17 protein-coding genes are annotated in these 22750 nt (G+C 64.0%); 5 read left to right on the top strand and 12 right to left on the bottom strand.

Translation table 11 applies throughout. From position 1 onward, the window contains the following. The first annotated feature begins 15 nt into the window (after positions 1–15). Both ACT6Q8_RS10775 and ACT6Q8_RS10770 read left to right on the top strand, forming a co-directional pair. Positions 16–1368: an aldehyde dehydrogenase family protein gene (locus ACT6Q8_RS10775; protein WP_444732230.1), complete on the top strand. Its 1353-nt coding sequence runs from the start codon at positions 16–18 to the stop codon at positions 1366–1368. Between the two features lie 20 nt (positions 1369–1388). After that, positions 1389–2732: an MFS transporter gene (locus tag ACT6Q8_RS10770; protein WP_444732231.1), complete on the top strand. Its 1344-nt coding sequence runs from the start codon at positions 1389–1391 to the stop codon at positions 2730–2732. Here ACT6Q8_RS10770 and ACT6Q8_RS10765 read toward each other — a convergent pair. The 6 genes from ACT6Q8_RS10765 to ACT6Q8_RS10740 all read right to left on the bottom strand — a co-directional run bounded on the left by ACT6Q8_RS10765 (position 2702) and on the right by ACT6Q8_RS10740 (position 12538). Continuing rightward, positions 2702–4336, bottom strand: coding sequence for a glycoside hydrolase family 43 protein (locus tag ACT6Q8_RS10765; RefSeq protein WP_444732232.1), 1635 nt, complete (start codon positions 4334–4336; stop codon positions 2702–2704). The genes ACT6Q8_RS10770 and ACT6Q8_RS10765 overlap by 31 nt on opposite strands. A gap of 4 nt (positions 4337–4340) precedes the next feature. Then, positions 4341–5585, bottom strand: a complete 1245-nt coding sequence (locus ACT6Q8_RS10760) for an MFS transporter (RefSeq protein ID WP_444732233.1) — start codon at positions 5583–5585, stop codon at positions 4341–4343. A gap of 22 nt (positions 5586–5607) precedes the next feature. Continuing rightward, positions 5608–8214: a glycosyl hydrolase 115 family protein gene (locus tag ACT6Q8_RS10755; protein ID WP_444732234.1), complete on the bottom strand. Its 2607-nt coding sequence runs from the start codon at positions 8212–8214 to the stop codon at positions 5608–5610. A 259-nt stretch (positions 8215–8473) separates the two neighbouring features. Further along, positions 8474–10840: a beta-glucosidase H gene (locus tag ACT6Q8_RS10750; protein ID WP_444732235.1), complete on the bottom strand. Its 2367-nt coding sequence runs from the start codon at positions 10838–10840 to the stop codon at positions 8474–8476. Between the two features lie 31 nt (positions 10841–10871). Further along, positions 10872–11432, bottom strand: a complete 561-nt coding sequence (locus ACT6Q8_RS10745) for an NADPH-dependent FMN reductase (RefSeq protein ID WP_054166459.1) — start codon at positions 11430–11432, stop codon at positions 10872–10874. Continuing rightward, positions 11432–12538: an LLM class flavin-dependent oxidoreductase gene (locus ACT6Q8_RS10740; RefSeq protein WP_444732236.1), complete on the bottom strand. Its 1107-nt coding sequence runs from the start codon at positions 12536–12538 to the stop codon at positions 11432–11434. Before ACT6Q8_RS10740 ends, ACT6Q8_RS10745 begins: the two co-directional genes overlap by 1 nt. 284 nt (positions 12539–12822) lie before the next feature. On the opposite strand from ACT6Q8_RS10740, the gene ACT6Q8_RS10735 reads away from it, so the two are divergent. The 3 genes from ACT6Q8_RS10735 (at position 12823) to ACT6Q8_RS10725 (ending at position 16279) form a co-directional block, all read left to right on the top strand. After that, positions 12823–14058 (top strand): MFS transporter, encoded by a 1236-nt coding sequence (locus ACT6Q8_RS10735; protein ID WP_054166458.1) that lies wholly within the window; start codon positions 12823–12825, stop codon positions 14056–14058. A 113-nt stretch (positions 14059–14171) separates the two neighbouring features. Continuing rightward, positions 14172–14939: a hydroxypyruvate isomerase family protein gene (locus ACT6Q8_RS10730; RefSeq protein WP_444732237.1), complete on the top strand. Its 768-nt coding sequence runs from the start codon at positions 14172–14174 to the stop codon at positions 14937–14939. 20 nt (positions 14940–14959) lie between these two features. Further along, positions 14960–16279 carry an MFS transporter gene (locus tag ACT6Q8_RS10725; RefSeq protein ID WP_444732238.1) on the top strand — a complete coding sequence of 440 codons (1320 nt, stop codon included), beginning with the start codon at positions 14960–14962 and terminating at the stop codon, positions 16277–16279. 187 nt (positions 16280–16466) lie between these two features. On the opposite strand, the gene ACT6Q8_RS10720 is transcribed toward ACT6Q8_RS10725, so the two are convergent. The 6 genes from ACT6Q8_RS10720 to ACT6Q8_RS10695 form a co-directional block, all read right to left on the bottom strand. Next, on the bottom strand, positions 16467–16859 hold the full coding sequence (locus ACT6Q8_RS10720; protein ID WP_054166456.1) for a C-glycoside deglycosidase beta subunit domain-containing protein: 393 nt from the start codon (positions 16857–16859) through the stop codon (positions 16467–16469). Between the two features lie 12 nt (positions 16860–16871). Then, positions 16872–17876 (bottom strand): sugar phosphate isomerase/epimerase family protein, encoded by a 1005-nt coding sequence (locus ACT6Q8_RS10715; protein ID WP_444732239.1) that lies wholly within the window; start codon positions 17874–17876, stop codon positions 16872–16874. A 287-nt stretch (positions 17877–18163) separates the two neighbouring features. Beyond that, positions 18164–19216 (bottom strand): sugar phosphate isomerase/epimerase family protein, encoded by a 1053-nt coding sequence (locus tag ACT6Q8_RS10710; protein WP_054166453.1) that lies wholly within the window; start codon positions 19214–19216, stop codon positions 18164–18166. An 18-nt stretch (positions 19217–19234) separates the two neighbouring features. Continuing rightward, positions 19235–20386 (bottom strand): Gfo/Idh/MocA family protein, encoded by a 1152-nt coding sequence (locus ACT6Q8_RS10705; RefSeq protein WP_444732240.1) that lies wholly within the window; start codon positions 20384–20386, stop codon positions 19235–19237. A 15-nt stretch (positions 20387–20401) separates the two neighbouring features. Continuing rightward, positions 20402–21868, bottom strand: coding sequence for an MFS transporter (locus ACT6Q8_RS10700; protein WP_444732241.1), 1467 nt, complete (start codon positions 21866–21868; stop codon positions 20402–20404). A 90-nt stretch (positions 21869–21958) separates the two neighbouring features. Further along, on the bottom strand, positions 21959–22639 hold the full coding sequence (locus tag ACT6Q8_RS10695) for a TetR/AcrR family transcriptional regulator (RefSeq protein WP_156344432.1): 681 nt from the start codon (positions 22637–22639) through the stop codon (positions 21959–21961). Between the last annotated feature and the right edge of the window lie 111 nt (positions 22640–22750).

The raw sequence follows: 22750 nt of genomic DNA, 5'->3' as shown, positions 1-22750 counted from the left end.
GGCGGGATGATGTCCATGCATGATCAACTGAATGAAGCCTTTACGCGGCTTCGCGACGCCGTGATGGCCGATCCCAACCCCGATGCGGCAACGCGGCGGGGTTGGCTTCACGCCCTGGCCGACGGGCTTGCCCGCCGGCAAGGGGATTTCGTGGCTGCAATCGATGCGGATTTCGGGGGACGGTTGGCGCACGAGACGCTGTTCGCGGAACTGTTCGTCACGGTTTCGGCCCTGCGGCACAGCGCGTCGCGGCTGAAAGGCTGGATGAAGCGGCGGCGGCGGTCGGTGCCGCTACCATTGCAACCCGGCCGCGCCTGGGTACAGCCGCAGCCGTTGGGCGTGGTGGGGGTCATCGCACCCTGGAACTATCCGTTGCAACTGGCCCTGTGTCCCTTGGCCTGCATCCTGGCGGCGGGTAACCGCGCCCTGCTGAAACCATCCGAACTGACGCCGCGTACCACTGCCCTGATCGCCGAAATGGTGGCCGATGTGCTGCCGCCCGGTGTGGTCACCGTGGTTACGGGCGGGCCGGACATGGGGGAACGGTTCAGCCGCCTGCCGTTCGACCATCTGCTGTTCACCGGTTCCACCCGCGTGGGGCGGATGGTGATGATGGCGGCAGCGGAGAATTTGACGCCGGTCACCCTGGAACTGGGCGGGAAATCGCCGGCCATCATCCTGCCGGGGGCCGATCTGGCCGGTGCGGCGGCGGACATTGCCTATGGCAAATTCACCAATGCCGGCCAGACCTGTGTCGCGCCCGACCATGTGCTGCTGCCCCGTGCAGAGATGGAACCATTCCTGGCCGCCCTGAGGGCCAAGGTGAAGGCCTATTTCCCGACGGAGATGAGCAATGTTTTCGGCGAACGCGGGCGGCAGCGGGCGGGTGCGCTGCTGAGCGAGGCTGTTGAACGCGGCGTGCGGGTGGAGCGTCTGGCCGACAGTGCTCATGCGCTGATCGATCCGCCCGACGATCTTGCGGTCATGCGGGAGGAGATATTCGCGCCGCTGCTGCCCATCATCCCCTATGACCGGGTAGAGGATGCGCTGGACCGCATCCGGCGGGGGGAAAGGCCGCTGGCCATGTACCTGTTCGGACGCGACCGCGCCCTGATCGACCGGGCGCTGGATCAGAGCTGGGCCGGGGGCGTGACAGTGAATGACACGCTGATCCATGTCGCGGTCGACAGCCTGCCGTTCGGTGGCGTCGGACCCAGCGGGATGGGCCGGTATCACGGCCAGGACGGTTTTGACAATTTCAGCCATCTGAAGCCGGTGTTCCAGCGGGGCTGGCCCCGCACCGACCGCATCATTCGCCCGCCGCTGAATGATCTGCACCGCCGCCTGCTGCGTTGGCTGGTGAGATAAACGGCCCTGGAGGCCCCCTGATGTCCGCTTCCCCCATCACGCATGGCCGCGCCCTGGCCTATGGCACCGGGTCCATTGCGGCGGCCAGTTTCGTGGTCGCACCGCAATTGCTGCTGCTGTTCTTCCTGACGGAGACATTGTCGGTGCCGCCGGCCTGGGCGGGGCTGGCGGTGCTGGTGCCCAAGCTGTGGGAGTTTCTGTTCGATCCCGCCGTGGGCATGCTGTCGGATCGCACCAAGCGGCGGTCGGGCCGGCGCTGGCCCTGGCTGCTGGCCGGTGCCCTGCTGCTGCCGCCCTGTTTTATGATGCTGTTCGCGCCGCCAGTGCTGGATGATTGGCGGCTGACGCTGGGCTTCGTCACTCTGGCCTTTCTGGTATCCACCAGCGCCTATTCGATCTTCGCCATCCCCTTCGTCACGCTGCCGGGGGAGGTGTCGGACGATCCGGCGCAGCGTACGCGGGTGGTCGCCTGGCGCATGGCCTTTGTCGGCGTCGGTGTGCTGGCGGCGGGCGGACTGGCCCCCGCACTGGTACAGGCGGGCGGTGGCGGACGGGCCGGATTTGCCCAGATGGGGATGGTGCTGGCCCTGCTGTGCGGTGCGGGCATGCTGCTGGCGGCCTTTGCCGCGCGCGGGTTCCGGCAGGATAGGCCACCGGCGGCCATGGCGGCGGAAAGCCCGCTTCGCCATCTGCTGGCCAACCGTCCCTATCGCTGGCTCTGGGTCACCTATGTGGTGCAGATGGTGGCCATTGCCGTGACGGCGGCCCTGCTGCCCTATGCGGTACAGCATGTCATGAAGGCGCCGGGCGATATGGTGGCCGTGCTGTTCGTGTCGCTGACAGCGGGGTCGATCCTGACCATGCCGCTCTGGGTCCGCATCCGGGCGCGGTTGGGCAGCCTGCCCGCCTATCTTCTGGCCACGCTGGTCTGTGCGGGCGGGACCGCCACGCTTTATGCAGTCGCGGCGCAGGATGTGGTGCTGGCCTGCATCGCGACCTTCCTGGCCGGCGTGGGACAGGCGGGGCAACAACTCCTGCCCCTCACCCTGCTGCCCGCCGCGACGGAGGCGGCGGAGGGTCAGGCCGGGGTGCGGCATGCGGGCCTGTTCGCCGGCGTCTGGGTGGCGGGGGAAAAGCTGGGCATGGCGCTGGGCGGGGCGCTGGCGGCCCTGATGCTGGGCGTGGCGGGGTATGTGGAGGGGGGCGGGGCACAAGCGGCAGGCACGGTGGCGGTCATCCCCGTGCTGTTCGCCCTGCTTCCCGCCGCCATCCTGCTGTTCAGCCTGCTGCCCCTGAGCCACCTGACCCGCCATAGTCCGGGGCTGGGCGACAATCAGGCCAGTCGGGCCGGGTCCGGCAGATAATCGCGGTCGGTGTAGTCGAACCAGTCGAAATCCGCCGGATGGCCGGTTCCGGCCATATCCTGACAGGCCATGCCCACGAAGGCCCCGGTGAAGTTCGGCGCGCCAGGGCTGGTCGCCTCGTCCGACAGGATGCTGGCGTCGAATATCTGCGGCAGCCAGATCCAGTCCCCGCCGTCCAGCCGATAGGCGAAGCGCAGCCGTTCATGATCCAGTTCAGCGCGCAGGCTGATGGGGCCGGGGGGTAGCGGGATGGGATCGGTGAAGGCATCGGCCTGGGTACTGTCTGGCAGGGCCGACATGACGCGCAGATGCTTTCCCACCCCGTCCTCATGGCTGACATGGAGATAGTGGAATTTCGTTCCGCTATAGTAACAGACAAGGCCTGCTGCCTGCTGGAAGTGGCTGGGTTCGAAATCCAGATGGGTGGCGACGCTGACACAGAAGGATTGCAGGCGCCTTGCGACCAACGCCTGACGATAAAGGCTGCCGATCGTTTCACGACCGAAAAGACGCAACCAGCCTGGACGGGTGGTCAGGCTGAACAACTCGTCAGGATGGGGACTGCGCAGCCATTGGAAATCGACGGGCAATGACGGGCCATCGAAATCCGTGCGGGCCGGGATGGTGGGGAATGGATGCGATGGCAGACCGGGTGACGGCGTCGTCAGGCTGGGCAGCCCCTGCCCGTCCACAGTTCGCAGCCAGCCGTCGTCGCCCCAGACCATGCGCTGGATCGCGGTTTCCCGGCCCAGGATGCAACGGCCCCGGTTGGGCAAGGGCCGGCCACAGAGATAGACGGCATAGGTATCGCCATCCGCCGTTTCCACCAGATCGGCATGGCCCGCCCGCTGCAACGGTGCGTCGGGACGGGTGCGGGAACTGAGGATGTAGGTGTCGGGGTGCAGGTCATAAGGGCCGGTAACGTGGCGGGACCGCGCCATGGTCACGGCATGGTTCCAGCCGGTCCCCCCCTCCGCCGTCAGTAGATAGTACCAGCCACCGCGCTTATAGAGATGCGGTGCCTCCGTGAGGCCCAGGGCCGTGCCCTTGAAGATCATCTGCCGGTCCCCGATCAGGGTGCGGGTCTTCGGGCAATATTCCTGGGCCACGATGCCGGCAAAGCGGTTGCGACCGGGCCGGTGGTCCCACAGCATGTTCAGCAGATACTTTCGCCCGTCATCGTCATGGAACAGCGAGGGGTCGAAACCGCTACTGTTCAGATGGACGGGATCGGACCATTCACCATCGATCCGGTCGCAGGTGACCAGATAATTGTGGAAATCGCGCAGTGAAGCGCCCGACGCCCCGCCTACCGTCGTGCGGCCATATCGCTTCACGTCGGTGTAAATCAGATAAAACAGGCCATCGGCATGGGTCAGGCACGGTGCCCAGACGCCACAACTGTCGGGCGCGCCCAGCATGTTCAACTGGCTGGGCCGGGTCAGGGGCCGGGACAGCAGGCGCCAATGCACAAGGTCACGGGAATGATGTATCTGCACCCCCGGAAACCATTCAAAGGTGGAGGTGGCGATATAGTAGTCGGCCCCCACCCGCACGATGGACGGGTCCGGGTTGAAGCCGGGCAGGATCGGGTTACGGATCATGGCCTTACCTTTCCCGTACCAATGTCCAGAGCAGGATAGCGCCCAGCAGGTCAAGCACGCCGAGTGCCAGGAAGAACGGATCATAGCCGACCGTGGCGACCAGCCCGCCGATCAGCAGGGAGAAGATCAGCACACCGAGATTGCCCATGGTCCCCGCCATGCCGGCCACGGTGGCCACCTCGTTCCGGCGGAACAGGTCCGAGGCCATGGTGATGACGGTGACGGACAGTGTCTGATGCGCGAACCCGCCCAGACACAGCAATGCGATGGCCAGATAGGCGCTTTCCACCCGGCCCACGAAGGCCATCCCCACCATCAGCACCGCGCCAACCGTGAAGGCCCCGCGCCGGGCATTAAGCAGGCTGAGGCCACGGCGGTGCAGGAAGGCCGCCACGGTGGGTCCGAACATACAGCCCAGATCGGCGGCGACAAAGGGCAGCCACGCAAACATGGCGATGGCCGTCAGGTCGAAGCCGCGCACCGTCGTCAGGTATAGCGGCACCCAGAAGGCCAAGGTCCCCCATGTCGGGTCGGCCAGGAAACGCGGCAGGGCGATGCCCCAGAAATTGCGCTGTTTCAGCAATTGCCGAAAATCGGGCCGGGCACCGTCGCCCGACAGATGGCTTTCCTGACCCGCCGCGATATGGGCGCGTTCTTCATCGGACAAAGCCGGGTGTGTAGCCGGCGACTGATAGAATTTCAGCCAGGCCGCGACCCAGACCAGCCCCAGGGCGCCGGCCATGACAAAGGCCATCTGCCAGTTCCAGAACAGGATGGCCCAGGCCACCAGCGGCGGGGCCAGCATGGACCCGACCGAGGCACCGATATTATAGACACCACCCGCATGCCCACGCTCGCGCGCCGGGAACCATTCGGCGACGGCCTTCATGCCAGCGGGATTGGCGGACCCTTCGGCCAGCCCCAGCAGCCCGCGCAACCCCATCAGCATGGGCCAGTTATGGGCCAGCCCATGCGCCATAGTCAGCAACGACCAGGCCGTGGCAAAGATGGCGAACCCCATCTTTAGACCGATCACGTCCAGCACATAGCCGCAGAGCGGCTGCATCATCACGCCCAGCTGAAAGGCGGCGGTGATCCAGCCATATTCCTCCGACGTGATGTTCAGATCGGTCAGAACGGTCGGGGCCGCCACGCCCAGGGTCGCCCGCGTCAGATAATTGATGACAGCGCCCAGCATGATCAGGCCGATCATCCACCAGCGCAGCGCCTTGATTGTCCGCGTTCCCATCAGCACCTCTCCCGGTTCGCGGTCAGCGCTGGCTGATCGTCAGCGATTCAATCACGGCATTGTCATCGATACGCCAGAGTTTCACAGTGTGGCGGCCCGCCTTGATGCCGTCGAACCGGGCCTCCACAGTGTGGGCGTGGTTCTTCACCGCCTCCACCCAAGCGGCCTGTTCGGGGCTGTTGACGGCACCCGGCGTGGGGATCAGGTGGGAGGTGACGGTCTGCACCGGCCCATCATCAAGGGAAACGCCGACGCGGATACCCTGCCCGCCCGTGGTGTCCAGGGTCGGGGCCAGCCGCAGCGAGACAGTGGCCGCGCCGTCGGACGGCAACGTTACGCCATAATCAAGCCGCACACCGTCCGCCGGGGTTGTGGACGCCCGCCCCTGCGGCAGGGCGACGACGGCGTCGCCACGGCCCAGATAGGGCACCACCAGCCAGGACAGGCCCTTGCCCGCCACGGCCTTGTCGAACTTTGCCGCCGACAGGGTGATCACCGCCGGATCGGATTTCCGGTCGGTCGTGAACTTGATCTGCGCGGCCAGACGGTCGGGCGGGGTGTCGGCGGAAACGCGGCTGATGCTGGGCATGGATTGCTTGGTGGGCGTCTGCCAGATCACATAGCTCATGTGGACCTGATTCATCATGCCGGCCCATTTGCCGCCATTGATGCTGTGATACTGTGCCGTCAGGTCGGCATCACGCTTGAAGGTTCGCTCCACCTCATTCGCGAAGTAATCGGCGCGCGGGTCATTGCGGGTCATCAGCCGCTTGTTCCAGGCTGCCGCGTAATACATCTCATAGAGGTTCGACAGGGCCAGGACCGGATGTTCGACCAGCTGGAAATAGGCGTCCTGTTGATCGGGGCGCAGGCGGGTCTTGATACCCTCCATCTTCACCACCAGGGTGCGCCACTCCTCCACCATCTGGCCAAACGGCCCCCCATCCAGGACCGGCCCCATGCCTTCACCCAGCGGGAATGTATCCTGGTCGATCAGTTCCGGCTTCCGGCGCGAGGCATAGGCGGCGTAGGTTTCCATCACCTGCGCAATCTCCGGCCCCAGCGCGTCACCGAACATCTGCGACGACCAGCGACTGGGCCATTTGGACAGGGCGTCCAGCGTCATCGCCTCCGGGTTCCAGGCCATATCCAGGAAGAAATCGAGCGGATATTCCACCGGCTTGATATCACCGACATTGACGATCCAGATGTTCCGCGCCCCGGTTTCATAGGCGAGGTCCATCTGTTGCCAGACCTTGGATATCTGGTTGGTGTTGATCCATTTGTAATTTCGGGGACCACCGACATAGTCAAAGTGATAGTAGACACCATAGCCGCCGACCCGGTTCACCGGGTCACGCCCGGCCACGGGCAGGCGGCGGATCTGGCCCCAATTGTCATCGGCAAACAGCAGGGTGACATCGTCGGGCACCCGCATGCCGTGGTCGTAGTAATCCTGTACTTCCTTGTACAGCGCCCAGAGCTGCGGTGTCTGTTCGGGGGGCTTTCCCGTCACCTCGGCAATGATCTTGCGCTGATCGGCCACGATGGTTTCCAGCATCTGGGTGGCCGTTTCCTCTGACATCGGCTCATCCCCGTCGCCGCGCATGCCAACGGTCAGCAGGGTTTCATAGCCCTTGCCATCGCCCTTCGACATCATGCGTTCGATGCCGCCGCGCCAGAAGGCGCGCAGATTGTCGGCATTGGTGGCGTAGTCCCAGCGACCGCCGGTAATGCCCTTATCCTTGTTGCGGTGCCATTCATGCTGCGCCCTGGTCAGCGGCTCATGATGGGAGGTGCCCATGACCACCCCCATCTCATCGGCCAGCACCATGTTGCGCGGGTCATCATCATTGAAGGCCTTGGGCGCCCACATGGCGGGCCACAGGTAATTGCCCTTCAGGCGCAGCAGCAATTCAAAGACATGGCCGTAGAGATCGGCATTGATGCCGCCGAACTTCGCCTTGGCCCAGCCGCTGAAGGCCGGGTCTTCATCATTGATGAAAAAGCCACGATATTTGACGCGCGGATGGTCCGCGCGGGAGCCGGGCAGCAGATACAGGTCGCGCTGGCGCACCACCGGCACATCGGCCCACCAGACCCAGGGCGAAACCCCGATCCGTTCCGACAGGTCATAGGTGCCATAAACAGCACCCCGGCGGTCGGCGCCGACAATGACCAGCGCCTTGGGAATGCCCGGCGCCGGGCGGTCCACCACCACCTGCCGGTACCCTTCCCACTGCCCGGCCAGCCCATCCAGGGTCAGCTTGCCATCCTGCAGCAGACCATCGATGGTCGGGCTGTTGCCCAGCACGCCGATGATGATCACCGGTCCCTTGGCATCCACCAGGGATGACAGTGCCGACGGTGCCTGACCCGCGACACGGCCAAAATCGGCGCGCAGATCATCCGCCGCGTGTTTCACCGCCGGGTCGGCGCCGGCATCGATGAAGACCGGGACGGCCTGACCGCCAAGGATCAGCGGCAGGCTGCCCGGCTTGGCCTTCGTGCATGTGCTGATCGGCACGTCGCAGGCCCATGCCGCCGTGACCGGGGTCAGTGACAGCAGGGCGGCCAGAACGAAGGAGCGGAGCCCTGGGCGGGCGGGGGAAAGGCTGTTTGCATCCACCAAGACGTTTCCTCGACAAAGCCGCCGATGTTTGCCACCGGTCACGGGTTTCCATAGGGGCGAACCAACACCGAAATGATAGCGCTACCATTTTAAAGCGAGGGAATGGCCCGACTGGTATGGTAGTATGTAAACACCCGATGGGCAACCGGCATTGTCATTTCAACGGACGAAAAAGAACAGGGCGGCGGATGGATATCCGCCGCCCTGTTCCGGGATGCATCAATGCGGGAATGGCAAACGCTGATCCTGTCCCCTATCACCCAACTGGCAGTTGGATAGGCAGGTCTACACTGTTCCAACCGACCAGGATATGGTGCGGCCCCGTGGCATTGGTCCAGCCGCCGTCCCATGTCTGGAACGCGCGTGCCGGGACCGAGAGGGTAAAGGAAAGGGTTTCACCCGCTGCAACCGTGACGGCGGCAAACGCCCACAGGTGACGTACATTATCAGCCCCGGCGACATAGAGCTGGGGCACCGCCTTGCCGGGCCGGTCAGAGAGATTGCGTATCCGGCCCGATACGGTAACGCCATGGGCAAGTTCACCGGCAACCGCCGCCTCCAGCAGGTCGAAGCGCGCATAGCCGAAACCGGTGCCGAAGGCATGCAGCGGATCGGCGCCCGCCGCCTGCATGCCTTTGTAGCCGATCAGGTGACCTTCCCGGTACGGCACAGCACCACCGGCCTGCGGCTTCAGGTCGAAGGCGGGGTAATCAGCGTCGCGGGCAGCGATGCTGAGGGGCAGGCGCCCGCCTGGTTCACGGTCACCGGCCAGGACCTGGGCCAGGGCCGGGCCATATTGCTCACCCGGATACCAAGTGATCATCAGGCCGCGCACCTTGTCCTGCCAGGACAGGTCGAAGGCATGGGCGACATTGCATATGGCGACGATGTTGGTGTTTACATGCCGGATACGGTCGATCAGATCGATCTGCGCCGACGGCAATGCAGTACCCGCGCGATCCTTGCTTTCCACACCGGCATCCGCCGTCTCACCCAGCATGAGCAGGACCAGATCGGCCTTGGCAGCGGCGGCAACGGCACGGGCCAGCATGGCGTCGGGCAAGTCCGGGCCGCGCACCCCGTACCACAGGCCCTGCGCGCGGGCGGGGCTGTAGGTCAGTTCGAAACGCAGCAGCACCGGCTGCCCGGCTTTCAGGTCGACAATGACAGACTGACTGTCACCGCCCTTCAGGATGCCCATCAGGTCCGATGGCGACACCGGGCCACCGCCGGCAAAGACCTGTTCGCCATCAACCGACAGCGTGACCGTACCGGTACCTCCAACATGCAGGCGATGCGGGCCGCTGCGTTCCGGGGTGATCCAGCCGGTGGCTCGGATACGCCCCGGCTGTTTCAGGGCGTCGGTGCCCGGCAGCCCCACGAACCAGGTCAGGGAATTGGTGTCGCGGGTTTCGGCATGGACAGGCGTTTCGCCATCCGCCGGCAGCCATTCCACCGTCAGGCCGCGCGTGGCGCCGTCGCCCAGGTCGCGGGCGGGGGTGGCGCTGATCGGCGGCAGGCGGTATTCCGGCTCCACACCCTGTTCATACAGCACCTCGCACTTGTCGCCGAACCGGTCACGGATGGCCTGCAAGGGGGTGATGAAATCCGGACGGACGGCGATCTTGGCGAAGGTGCCGCCCTGCAGGCAGGGACTGGCAGCATTGGGGCCGATGATGGCGATGCGGCGCACCCGCTTGGGCAGAACCGGCAGAACGTCGCCGTCATTCTTCAAAAGCACGAAGCCAGCCGCCGCCGCCTCCACCAATGTGGCATCGGGATTGGCGACGGGCGCCTGACGCGGCAGGGCGTCGATGCGGGCAACGGCGTTGGCAACGCGGCCCGTGGCATCGGCCAGCCGTTCCAGCGGCACCTGTCCGTCGCGCACCGCCGCCGCGAACTTGGTGCCCAGCACCCGGTCCGGGCCCGGCATGTCCAGGTCCAGCCCAGCCTGGGCCGACCGCAAAGTGTCGCGTCCACCGAACCAGTCCGACACGATGAAGCCGGCGAAGCCCCAATCGCCCTTCACGATGTCGGTCAGAAGTTCCTTATGCTCCACGCAATAATCGCCATTCAGGCGGTTATAGGCGGCCAGCATCCCGACACATCCCGCCGCCGCCGCCATTTCGAACGGCAGCAGGTAGCCTTCATGCAGGGCGCGGTCGCTGGCCACCGCATTCATGCTGTCGCGGTCGGTCTCGCTGTCATTGCAGACCAGATGCTTGGCGACGGAACCGACACCCTGGCCCTGCAAACCGCTGATCCAGGCGGCACCCAGGTGCCCCGCCAGAAACGGGTCTTCGCCATAAAGCTCAAACGCCCGACCGCAGAGCGGGCTGCGCTGCAGGTTCAGATTGGGGGCCAGCACGGCATCGACGCCCAGGCGCCGCGCCTCCATGCCCACAATCGCCCCCACCCGCGCCACCAGATCGGCATCAAAGCTGGCGCCCAGCGCCGTGCCGCAGGGCGTCAACACCGCAACATCGCGTTCATCGACGCGACCCGACGCGATCCCCATGGGCCCATCGGCCATCATGATCGAACGGATGCCCGGCAGCGCGGCAGTGGACCACATGTCGCGGCCACTGGTCAGCGCCGCGAGATCAAGCGGATGGGTGGACATGGGTTCTTCCCTGATAGGAGCTTATTGTTGTTTAGCGCCGCGCCAGCGCCATGACCTGTGCGGCCTGGGCATTCACCTGCGCGATGATGTCGGCATCGACCAGACGGCCATCGGCATCGAACGGCTTTTGCGCGATGGTGTTGATGGCGATGCCCAGCGGCGTGGGCCAGCCGCGCATGGCATGGGTGATGCCGCGCAGCGCCGACAGGGTCACCCCGCCCGCTTGCCACCCCGCCGCCGTCACGATCAGCCCCACGGCGCGTCCGTCAAAATAGACGCGGGCGTCGGTGCGCAGATCCTCCAGCAGGTCGATGGCATTCTTCACCAGACCCGATACGCCGCCATGATAGCCGGGCGAACCGATGACGATGCCGTCAGCGGCGCGCACCGCCTCCACGAACTCAATCTGCTCCACCGTGCGGCCCGGATTTTCCGGGGCGAAATGCGGCATGGAGGCCAGGGCCGCCCCACCGAACAGGCGGGTTTCAGCGCCCAGCTGCTCGGTGGCTGCCAGAACGGCAGCCACCATCCGCTCCCCGGACGAGCCGGGTCGGGTGGTGCCCCCGAACCCGACGATCAGCGGCTTGGCCATCACGCACCCCCCTTCAGGGCGGGCATGACGATGCGCGACAAATAATCCATGGTCTGGTTCGCATATGCCTTGCGTTTGGCGGTCAGCGGACCGGTGAGCAGACCGCACAGCACATTGCCGATGCCCAGTTCCTGATAGGGCTTCAGATGTTCGATCACCGTTTCCGGGCTACCATACAGGCACCAGGTGCCGATCCAGTCGTCGGTCAGGGCGTTGGGCGTGCGGTCGGTCTTTTTGTTGGCCTCCGTCGCCTCTGCCTTGGCATTGAAGGCGGCCTCACGCTCCACGGCAGCCTGATAATCGGTCAGGATGTCTTCCAGCTCGGCACGGGCCTGTTCGTCCGTCTCCGCGATATGCACGCATTGATAGGTGTGCGTGGTCCAGGACAGAGCATCGGCGACACGTTCGGCGGAATGGCCGGCAACCAGCAGCAGATCACGATAGATCGTAAAGAATTTCTGCACATGCTTGAACGGTTCGGTCCCGCCGATCTGCGGCGGAGTGAAGGCCGGGATGAAGGCCGGCCAGCCGAACTGTGCGGCGCGCCGTGCACTGCTTTCCTTCATCGCCACCGGCATCAGCCGGGCATGGCCGGGCGTGTAGGCGACGGGGGCGATGCGCTGCACCACCTCACCCTTGTAATGGCCATTGTCGAAGGTGACGGGCGCATCTTCCGCCTTCTTGGCCCAAAGCTGTTCGGCAATGGCCAGGTTCTCTTCGGCCAGACGCGAGGCTTCCTTGTAGTTCACGCCAAAGCCGATCATCTCCTCCGGTGTCGTGCCGCTGCCGACACCGACCAGAAGGCGGCCTTCCGTCAACTGATCCAGGATGTTCACGCGCTCAACAAACCGTACGGGATGGTGCAGCGGAACCGTGGTCACGGAGAAACCGAAATGCATGCGCTTGACCCGCGCGGCCAGATACGCGGCGAACATCATCGGATCGGATGCCATGGGCATGTAGCCGGTGAAATGATGATCAGGCAGGAAGACAGCGTCGAAGCCCGCCGCCTCTGCCTTTTCCACATGCTCCACCAGATCCAGCAACAGGTCACGGTCCTGTTCCTCACCCATGCAGCGGGCATTCAGAAAGGTCGAAAAACGCATGGTTTCCTCCTGTGCGGCCATCGGTGCGTTCCGGCAGCGCCCCGTTCAGGGGTACGGTCACGGCGTCCATGGCTTTCGAATTAGAATTGCTATTCTGAATAGCTAACGGAGCAAACAGCTTGGTGTCAACCGAAACCAGCGGCGGATGGCTGCATTTTTTTTCCGTGCCTTATGGCACTATCGGCGTTGCAATTACCGCATTGACAAAACAGTTCCGCCGCCAGCATCATTATTGGAATCATAATTCTGTTATGGTGCTCGTTGCGCCATCTGGGAGGAAATCCATGGCTGATCAGGCCATCGCGGCGCCGGCATCCGGCGACGTGCGCAAAGCAGGCATTGCCCAAGCCATCATTCTGGTGATCAGCGGCTTCCTGCCGATTCTGGCCATTGTGTCGCTGACCCCGGCGGTTCCCACCATCCTTGACCATTTCAAGGATGTGGCGAATGCCTCCCTGCTGGTGCCGGTGCTGGTTTCGGCACCCGGCCTTGCCATCGCCATCCTGGCGCCGTTTGCCGGCATGCTGGTAGACCGGTTCGGTCGCCGACGGCTTCTGGTCTGGTCGACCTTCTTCTATGGGATCGCCGGTTCACTGCCCTATTTCCTGGATAGCCTACATGCGGTCATCGCCTCGCGCCTGCTGCTGGGTGTGACGGAAGCGGCGATCCTGACCATCGTCAACACTCTGATCGCCGACTATTATGATGCCAAGGGCCGGCGCCGGGTCCTGATGATCCAGGGGCTGGCCGGACCGGCCATGGCATCGGGCGTCATCGCCCTGTCGGGGCTTCTGACGACGCTCAGTTGGAACGGCATGTTCCTGATCTATCTGATCGCACTGCCCATTTTCATGGGCATGCATTTCATGATTTTCGAACCCGGCAAGACTGTCAGCGGCGCACCGGCTGCCAAGCCGGCGGATGAGGGTCCGGCCCTGCCCTTCCCCACCCGTGCGGTGGCACTCTATGGCGTTGTGACCCTGTTTGCCTCCACACTGTATTATGTCTTCATCATCCAGGGTGGTCTGGCCTTCCGCGAGGTTGGGGTGGACAATCCCGCCCGCGTCGGCTCCCTGATCGCGCTGGCCAGCCTGGGCGTGCCGGTCGGGGCGCTGATCTTCGGCTGGATCGGCAAGCGCACCCTGTCGCTGCAGATTTTCTGCTTCTTCGCCTTCCTGGGTGTCGGTCTGGCCGGGATCGGGCTGGCCCCGGATTACAAATCGATGATGGTGGTGCTGGTGATCCAGCAGATGGGCGCTGGCATGACCATCCCCATCCTGATCGCCTGGGCACAGAGCAAGCTGCCCTTTGCCCATCGCGGACGTGGCATGGGCATCTGGGCCTCCTGCTTCTTCCTGGGCCAGTTCACCAGCCCGTTCTTTGTTGCCGGTGCCAAGTCCGTCACGGGCGGCACGGTGCAGGCCGCCTTCCTGACCATGGGGATCGCCGCCCTGATCGGTGCCGCCATCGCCCTACTGGTCCTGGCCAAGGGCAAGGCCGACACCGGCATCCGGTACTGACCCCATCCGGGGGCCCTGTTTTAGCGCTTCGGCGCCAGGTTCGCATGCGCGGGCCGCCGGTGACCACTACCCGGGTTGTCGCCGGTCAAACATGTCCCGTCTGGAGGACATCCATGTACCTCGCCGCCTGTATCGAGTGGCTGTTCGCCGCCGAACACCCGACCTTTGTTGACCGTATCCGCGCCGCCAAGGCAGCCGGCCTTGACGCAGTGGAATTCCATCTGTGGCGGGAAAAGCCGTTGACGGAAATCCGCCAGACCCTGGAAGAGACCGGGGTGAAGCTGGCCAGTTTCGTGGTCGAACCGCGCCGCAGCATCGTTGATCCGGCCCAGCATGGGGAATTCCTGGCCGCCGTGCGCGACAGCCTGATCGCGGCCGGCCAAGCCGGTGCGCCGGCCCTGGTCGTCGCATCCGGCTTCACCCGGCCCGATGTGCCGCGTCAGGATCATTTCGATGCGGCCGTCACGGCCCTTCGTCAGGCAGCGACACTTGCGGAGGAAGCCGGCATCATGCTTCTGCTGGAACCGCTGAACGACCGGGTCGAACATCCCGGCATGTATCTGGTCAGCACGACCGAAGGGCTGGACATGGTTGAGGCTGTAAACAGCCCCAATCTGCGCCTGCTCTATGACATGTACCATTCCACCGTGATGGGGGAAGACCCGGCCAAGGTACTGGCGGGGCGGTTCCATCTTGTTGGGCATGTACAGGTGGCCGACGTGCCGGGCCGGCACCAGCCGGGCAGCGGCACCATCGACTGGCCCCGCTATATCGGCATCCTGCGTGACCTTGGCTACAAGGGGGCCATCGGCCTGGAATACAAGCCGACAGGCCCGACACTGGACGGCCTGACCCAGGCGCGCAAGACGCTGGGCCTGTAAGAAACGCGGAGGAAACGGCGATGTCGATCAACCAAGAGGGGGGCGGCATCGCCGCCCCGCCGCTGTCCTGGCGCGCCAAGCTGAGCTATGGCGCGGGGGATTTCGGTTTCGGCCTGACCTGGAACATGGTCGGGGCGTTTCTGCTGTACTTTTATACCGATGTGGCGCTGCTGCCCGTGGGCGTGGTGGGAACGCTGTTCCTGCTGTCACGCCTGCTGGACGCGGCGTTCGATCCGCTGGTCGGGCTGGCAGTGGACCGCACACGCAGCCGCTGGGGCCGGGTGCGGCCCTATTTCCTGTTCGGGGCGGTTCCGTTCGGCCTGTTCTGTGTGGCCAGTTTCTATGTTCCACCGCTGGATGGGACGGGCAAGCTGCTGTGGGCCTGCGTCAGCTTCGTGGTACTGGGGCTGCTCTATTCCATCGTCAACATCCCCTATGGCGCCTTGATGCCGATGATGACGGTGCGGCAGGATGAACGGGTGCAGTTGGGCAGTCTGCGGGCCGCCGGCACCGCCCTGTCGGTGATCGTCGCGACGGCGGCCACCATGCCGCTGGTCCAGGCGCTGGGCAGCGGGGATCAGGCCCAGGGTTTCCTGTGGGTCGCGGTCCTGATGGCGGCGGTTACCGTACTGCTGACGCTCAACCTGTTTGCCAGTTGCCGGGAGGTAGTGCCCCCGCCCGTGGGCCAGCAGGAAACCAGCCTGTCCTCCATCCGCGACATGCTGCGCAACCGGGCCTGGCTGGTGGTGTTCGGCTTTGCCAGCCTGAACTTCATCCGGTTTGGCGCGGTTCTGTCGGTCACCGCCTATTTCGCCATCAACATCCTGAAGCAACCCTGGATGATCTCCATCCTGCTGCCCGCCGTGTCGGGCACCCTGTTGATCGGGTCGGCCATCGCCCCGCCCTTCCTGAAACGGCTGGGCATGCGAAACGGCAACCGGGTGGCACTGGCGGCGGCACTGGTGCTGTATGGCGTCCTTCCGTTCACAGAGGCGGTGCCGGCCCTGTTCCTAACCGTCTATATCCTGTCCTCGATCCTGATCAGCATCTCCATGACCGCCATCTTTGCCATGGCGGCAGAGGTCGTGGATTATCACGAGGCGCAGTTCGGCACCCGCAATGAGGGGTTGCTGGCTGCCGGCGTCAATCTGTCGATCAAGATCGGCATGGCGCTGGGCGGGGCAATTGTCGCCTTCGGTCTGGCGCAGGCGGGATACGACCCCGCCAATGTCGGCGATGACGCGCGCCGGATGGTCCATATCCTCTATTACGCGCCCGCCATGCTGGCCATCGCGGCCCAGATCGTCTGCATCGGCTTCTGGCCGGAACGGCGGGGGTGACACCAAGGGTCAAAAATTTTGAGCCTTGGTACGGCGGCGACTGGCGCCGCGCGGCACGTGCCGCGTAAGCCAAGCCACTGGATGGCGGCACCCGGCGCATAAGGGTCCAGGATACTCAAACAAAACGGGGCACGGCGTTGATCGCCGTGCCCCGCAGTTTACCGAACCTGAGGGATATGAGGGGAGGTCAGGCCGGGATCACCAGTTCCTTCGTGTCACGCGTGGTGGGCACGAAGGGCAGATAGGAAACGCGGATACGTTCGGAAAGCTGGACCTTGTGCCGGCCCGGCGTCAGGCCGCCGTCGCGCAGCACGGTCACCAGCGCCTTCTCCGCGAAGTTCCAGCGGTCGGTATATTCCGTTTCCATCTCGTCCAGCGTCCAGGTGCGGCCCCGGACGGAGAAGCGGATGTCCTGGCGGGCGACCGGTTCGCCATCGATGATGACGCCGATATCCTCGACCATGGACAGGCCGATGCCCCGGTAATAGGGCAGACGGGCCTGAAAGGCGAAACCGACGGTACGGCCATCCTGCTGGACATTGCCGAAGCCATCTTCACAGATCATGTATTTATCGAACATGGGTATGGCTCCTCAGGCGGCGGTGACGGCGGGTTCGCCGATCAGCTTCTTGAACATTTCCTGCTGACGGCGGACCTGTTCGATGCTGTCCACGGGGAACGCATCCTGAATCCAGCGGTTGCCTTCATACTCGGAGCAGATATAGCCCTTGTAGCCGCCCTTCTTCAGCACCCGGATGATCTCGTCATAGGGGATGCAGGGCTCCACCAGATCCTCGTCCATCTGGTAGAACTTGGCATGGATGTTCCAAATGCGGTCCATATGGTCCAGCATGCGCTTTGGCTCGAACGCCGCATTGTGGCGCAGCGTGGTGGCCATGCCGATGGCCGGACCGACGCCGCCCATCTTCTCCACTTCCAGGATCACATATTCGCTGAGCGTGCGGTCCTCGTACGCCTTGCAGATATAGTCGGCGATATGCTGCGGCACGCCGTCACGGATGAATTTCTCCTTCCAGACGGGCGGGAACTTGAACAGGAACATGCCCATGTCGGGCAGGAAACCCAGATATTTCGATCCCGACTTCTCGAACGCCTCGGCATGGCGGATGATCCAGGGATGGTCGAAATGCAGCGGTGCATGCACCTCGATCAGAATGCGGACATTTTTGCTTTCCGCATAATCGGCGCAGGCGACCAGCACGTTCGGATCGATGGAGACAAGCGCACGCGTATAGGGGCAGCCCAGACGGGCGGCATGGTCGATATCGACCTTGCAACTTGCCACCTGCTCCTCGAACGGCATGGGCCGGTTCTTGTACTTCTTATAATCCAGCATGAAATCATGGCAGACCGGGGTCGTGCCATATTTCGCCATCAGGGCATGCCAATTATCGTAAACGGACTGGTCCAGCGGATTGGGATAATTAGGGAAGGTCTGCTCGCTGATCAGCTCAATCCCATTGGCACCCATCTCGGCGGAGACCTTGATCAGGTCCTCCAGAGACTTGGTACCCAGGAAATATTCCTCCTGATAACTGTAAAGGCTTACGCCCCTTTTGATGTCATAGTTCGACATGGAACCGGTCCTGTCAGGTGCGGCCCCGCCGGGGGCCAAGGATGGCGGCGGTCTCAGGCAAAGCCCGATGGGGGAAGAGCGCAGCCGGCCCGTCCTGGAAAAATCATCAGGAGAAGGAGCCGACGATGCCCGATATCAATATAAGAATTATCATTCTTTTTTTGGCAAATCAATCGCCGACCGATCAGAATAGGCGCTTGTTGTGATTTTTTATAACTGATTGATACAAAATGAAAAGCCGCTCCCCAACCCTCCGCGGAAGGTCGAAGAGCGGCTTTGAAACGTGATCAGAGGCCCAGCAGGCGGCGGTTCAGATCGTCATCCACACCGCTGGCCGCGAAATCATCGAAGGCGTGTTCGGTGACGCGGATGATGTGATCGTGGATGAAAGTGGCCCCTTCCCGTGCGCCATCTTCGGGATGCTTCAAGGCACATTCCCATTCCAGAACGGCCCAGCCGGCGTAATCATAGGCAGTGAGCTTGGAGAAGATCGCCTTGAAATCCACCTGTCCATCCCCCAATGACCGGAAACGACCGGGGCGGTCCACCCAGCCCTGGTAGCCACCATACACGCCCGATTTTCCATTGGGCCGGAACTCCGCATCCTTCACATGGAAGGCGCGGATTCGCGTGTGGTAATGGTCGATGAAGGCCAGATAATCCAGCTGCTGAAGCACAAAATGGCTGGGGTCGAAGAGGATGTTGGCGCGCGGGTGATTGTCCACCGCACCCAGGAACCGCTCAAACGTGACGCCGTCATGCAGGTCTTCGCCGGGGTGAAGTTCGAAGCAGACATCCACCCCAGCCTCGTCAAACGCGTCCAGGATAGGACGCCAGCGGCGGCCCAACTCGGCAAACGCCTCCTCGATCAGGCCGGCGGGACGCTGCGGCCAGGGATAGACATAGGGCCAGGCCAGCGCGCCGGAAAAGCTGGCATGCGCCGTCAGGCCCAGATTGGCGCTGGCCTGCGCCGCCAGCCGCATCTGTTCTACAGCCCAGGCCTGCCGTGCCGCCGGATTGCCGCGCACCGACGGGTCGGCGAAGGCGTCGAACTGTGCATCATAGGCCGGGTGAACGGCCACCAACTGTCCCTGCAGATGCGTGGACAGCTCGGTCACGGCCAGACCCTTGGCCGCCAGCTTGCCCGTCACTTCCTGCGCGTAGGTCTTGCTTTCCGCCGCCAGACGCAGGTCGAACAGGCGGCCATCCCAGGACGGGATCTGGATACCCTTGTAGCCCAGGTTTGCGGCCCAGTCGGCGATGGCATCCAGGCTGTTGAACGGGGCGGCGTCGCCCGCGAACTGTGCCAGGAAGATGCCCGGCCCCTTGATCGTGCGCATTTTTCCTCCCTTTGTTCTTCAGATATCCAGCCGGACCCAGCCGGCGCGGGCGGCAGAGTTGGCGACCGCCGTTTCGATGAAACCCATGCCGCGAAGGCCCGCCTCCAGCCCCGGCAGGCTGCCATCAGCCGGCATGGCGCCGGCACGGATGGCGGACGCAAAGTCGCGGTACAGATTGGCGAAGGCCTCGATATAGCCCTCCGGATGACCGGTCGGCAGGCGCGTCGCGTTACGGGCGGCAAGACCCAGATTGCCGGCGCCGGCATGCAGCACTTCCGTCCTTCCATCCAGGCCATGGATGGTCAGGGTGTTGGGCGTCTCCTGCGACCAGTCCAAGCCCGCCTCCGTCCCATAGACGCGCAGGCGCAGGCCATTGCGGTCACCCGCCGCGATCTGCGACGCCTGCAGCACGCCCGGTACGCCGCGTTCGCTGCCATCCTCAAACCGCAGCAGGATGTTGCAATCATCATCCAGCCGGCGGCCCGGTACCATGATGGACAGGTCGGCGCAGAGTTCACGCACCGGGGCACCGCAGACATATTCCGCCAGATTGAAGGCGTGCACGCCGATATCACCGATACAGCCACCCACCCCGGACTTGGCGGGATCGGTGCGCCAGCCGGCCTGCTTGCTGCCCGCATCCTCCAGCGGGGTGGACAGCCAGCCCTGGCTATATTCCACCACCACCTTGCGCAGCCGTCCGATCCGGCCCGACGCCACCAGCGCCCGTGCCTCCCGCACCAGCGGATAACCGGTATAGGTGTGGGTCAGGGCGTAGAGCCCTTTCGACCCGGATGTCGCGGTTGCCAGCTGCTTCAGTTCGGCCAGCGACAGGGCAGCGGGCTTGTCGCACATCACATGCAGACCTGCCTTCAACGCGTCGATGCTGGCCGGCACATGCAGGTGGTTGGGGGTAACGATGGCGACAAGGTCGATACCGTCGGGCCGCGCACCTTCCGCCGCGATCATGGCCTGGTGGCTGGCATAGGCGCGGGCGGGATCAACGCCGTAACCGGCACCGGCCTGTCGTGACCGCTCCGCATCACTGCTGAAAGCGCCGGCGACCAGCCGGATCTTCCCGTCCAGTTCCGCCGCCATGCGGTGAACCGGACCGATGAAGCTGCCGGGACCACCGCCGATCATGCCCAGGCGCAGCACAGGCTCACTCATCACAACATCCTCCCATCATTTCTTGAAAAGCCGCAGATCGCGCGGCAACCGCGTGATCAGAAAACCAACCATCATCAGCAGAAGGACCAGCAGCGGCATGGTAGCCAGGAAGGCATTGCGCGCCGCCTCTGCCGTCAAACCCTGGGCCAGAGTGAAATAGGTGCCGCCGATCAGGGCCGCGCCGGATGCCGCCCCCAACTGCTGCACCGCCTTCAGTGTCCCGGACGCCGATCCGGCATGGATCAGTTCCACATCCGACAGGGTGATCGGCCCCGTCGGCCCGCCGACAAGACCCATGCCGATACCAGTAATCAGCAAGGCAATGCCCACCAGCACCAGCCCGCCCTGCCCCCAGATCAGTGCGGCCAGCGCCAGCATGCCCGACAGCATCACCGCCACGCCCAGCAGGGGGAGGCGCAGACCCATGCGCGGCAGGGCCCGCCGGGCCACGCCACCGATGGCGACCGACGCGCCCAGCGCATAGGGGACATGGACCAAGGCGGTTTCCAACGGTGTGCAGCCCAACCCATATTGCAGCGTCAGGGTCAGGATGAACAACAAACCCGCCGTCGTCGCCTGGAAACAGAGCGACATGCCCAGCCCAATTGAAAAGCCCCGATTGACGAACAGGACAGGATCGACCAGCCCGGTCCCCGCCCCGGCCCGAATCCTGATATGGCGGATGAACAGCAGCGCCAGCAGTGGGGCGCAGGCCAGCAGGATCAGGCACCAGAGCGGCCATCCCGCCTCCCGCCCCTGCAACAGCGGCAGCATCAAGGCCAACAGGGTGGCCGCGATCAGGGCGGTTCCAGGCAGATCGACACCGCCGCCATGCGGCGACCGGCCCGAAGGCAGCAAGCGCCAAGCGGCATAAAGACCGATCAGACCCAGCGGGCCATTGATCAGGAAGATGGGCCGCCAGCCCAGCCCGAACAGGTTGGCCTCGATCAGCAGCCCGCCGATCACCGGCCCCAATACGGCAGCGACACCGCCCAGCACGCCGAACACCGACAGGGCGGCGATCCGTTCGGCGGGCGGATACATGACCTGGATAAGGGACATGACCTGCGGCAGCATCAGCGCCGCCGTCGCCCCCTGCGCCAGCCGCGCCACCACCAGCATCGGCCCGCTGACCGACAGGCCGCAAAGCAGGGAGGTCAGGGTGAACCCAGCCATGCCGATCATGAACAGCCGGCGGTAGCCATGGGTATCGCCCAGCCGCCCGCCGGTGATCAGCAGGATGGCGAAGGCCACGGCATAGCCGGCGACCAGCCACTGCATCTGGGCCGTATCGGCGGACAGGTCGCGTTGGATCGACGGCAGTGCCACATTGACGATGGTCAGGTCGATCAGGTCCATCATGAAGGCGCCGGCCACCACCACCAGGGCCATCTGACGCCGTTTCGGCGTCAAGGCGGCAGCCTGATCGATGGCGGATAGGGCCGGCCCCCGCTTGCCCCCCGGGCTGGCGGCGGATGCCATGGGATGTGCCTTTCCATTGGGTCTGATCACAGCAGATCAGAACAGAATCGTAATTCTGTTTATAAACGGAACGCCCCATCCGTCAACGGGTCATCGGTTGCCGTTGCGCAGATAGGTGGAGCACATCACACCCACTTCGGTTTTAAGGTTCTTCCAGTCTGCCTTGGTGCCCGTATCGCCAACCGTGCCGAAGCCCAGATAGCGGGCAAAGGCCGAATAGGCGATCCGCAATGTCATTTCACAGGCGAGCTCCGGCAACTCATGGCCAATCTCATCGCGCCGCGACAACAGCGTGGACATGACCTTTTCAACCAAAGAATCATAGCCCTTGCGCCCCATTGCGCGCACCACGGGGTCGGATGACGCGCGTAGCATCATGGGCCGTAGAACCGGCGCATTGCGTTTCAGGAACTCGGCCAGTTCCTCCACGAAATTGCGGACAAGCACATCCAGGCTGGTGGATTTGTCGGTCAGGCGGCCAATCATCTCCGCCTCTTCTTCAGCCATCTTTTCCATGAACCGGCGCTGGATCGCCTGTATCAGGTCATCCTTGCTGTCGAATCGGCAATAGATGGAGCCGATAGAGACCTTGCCGCGCTTAGCCACATCGGTGAGGGCAAAATCGTCATTTCCGCGTTCGATCAGCAAATCCGTAGCGGCGGCCAGCATCCGTTCGAACGAGGCGCGGCTGCGTCCCTGTTTGGGTTCACGACCCGTTGGGTTCAGCAACGGTTCGACTTCCTGATCCTCATCCACCATCGACACTTTCACGCCCCATCATTCATGTGATCGCCCGCGGATGGCGCGATCTGAAAACAAAGTACTGATTCTATATGGTTTATCATAGGCTGCACCCCCACATGACGCCAGCGTAAAAACCCC

It is taken from the genome of Niveispirillum sp. (assembly GCF_052437035.1).
GTDB lineage: Bacteria > Pseudomonadota > Alphaproteobacteria > Azospirillales > Azospirillaceae > Niveispirillum.
Note: the sequence above shows the minus strand (reverse complement) of the source record. Positions and strands in the feature narration are given on the sequence as shown.

Bases quoted from the DNA above. Each gene is read 5' to 3' on its own strand.
- ACT6Q8_RS10775 (WP_444732230.1), top strand. From the start codon at position 16: ATGCATGATCAACTGAATGAAGCCTTTACGCGGCTTCGCGACGCCGTG.
- ACT6Q8_RS10770 (WP_444732231.1), top strand. From the start codon at position 1,389: ATGTCCGCTTCCCCCATCACGCATGGCCGCGCCCTGGCCTATGGCACC.
- ACT6Q8_RS10765 (WP_444732232.1), bottom strand. From the start codon at position 4,336: ATGATCCGTAACCCGATCCTGCCCGGCTTCAACCCGGACCCGTCCATC.
- ACT6Q8_RS10760 (WP_444732233.1), bottom strand. From the start codon at position 5,585: ATGGGAACGCGGACAATCAAGGCGCTGCGCTGGTGGATGATCGGCCTG.
- ACT6Q8_RS10750 (WP_444732235.1), bottom strand. From the start codon at position 10,840: ATGTCCACCCATCCGCTTGATCTCGCGGCGCTGACCAGTGGCCGCGAC.
- ACT6Q8_RS10745 (WP_054166459.1), bottom strand. From the start codon at position 11,432: ATGGCCAAGCCGCTGATCGTCGGGTTCGGGGGCACCACCCGACCCGGC.
- ACT6Q8_RS10740 (WP_444732236.1), bottom strand. From the start codon at position 12,538: ATGCGTTTTTCGACCTTTCTGAATGCCCGCTGCATGGGTGAGGAACAG.
- ACT6Q8_RS10735 (WP_054166458.1), top strand. From the start codon at position 12,823: ATGGCTGATCAGGCCATCGCGGCGCCGGCATCCGGCGACGTGCGCAAA.
- ACT6Q8_RS10730 (WP_444732237.1), top strand. From the start codon at position 14,172: ATGTACCTCGCCGCCTGTATCGAGTGGCTGTTCGCCGCCGAACACCCG.
- ACT6Q8_RS10725 (WP_444732238.1), top strand. From the start codon at position 14,960: ATGTCGATCAACCAAGAGGGGGGCGGCATCGCCGCCCCGCCGCTGTCC.
- ACT6Q8_RS10720 (WP_054166456.1), bottom strand. From the start codon at position 16,859: ATGTTCGATAAATACATGATCTGTGAAGATGGCTTCGGCAATGTCCAG.
- ACT6Q8_RS10715 (WP_444732239.1), bottom strand. From the start codon at position 17,876: ATGTCGAACTATGACATCAAAAGGGGCGTAAGCCTTTACAGTTATCAG.
- ACT6Q8_RS10710 (WP_054166453.1), bottom strand. From the start codon at position 19,216: ATGCGCACGATCAAGGGGCCGGGCATCTTCCTGGCACAGTTCGCGGGC.
- ACT6Q8_RS10705 (WP_444732240.1), bottom strand. From the start codon at position 20,386: ATGAGTGAGCCTGTGCTGCGCCTGGGCATGATCGGCGGTGGTCCCGGC.
- ACT6Q8_RS10700 (WP_444732241.1), bottom strand. From the start codon at position 21,868: ATGGCATCCGCCGCCAGCCCGGGGGGCAAGCGGGGGCCGGCCCTATCC.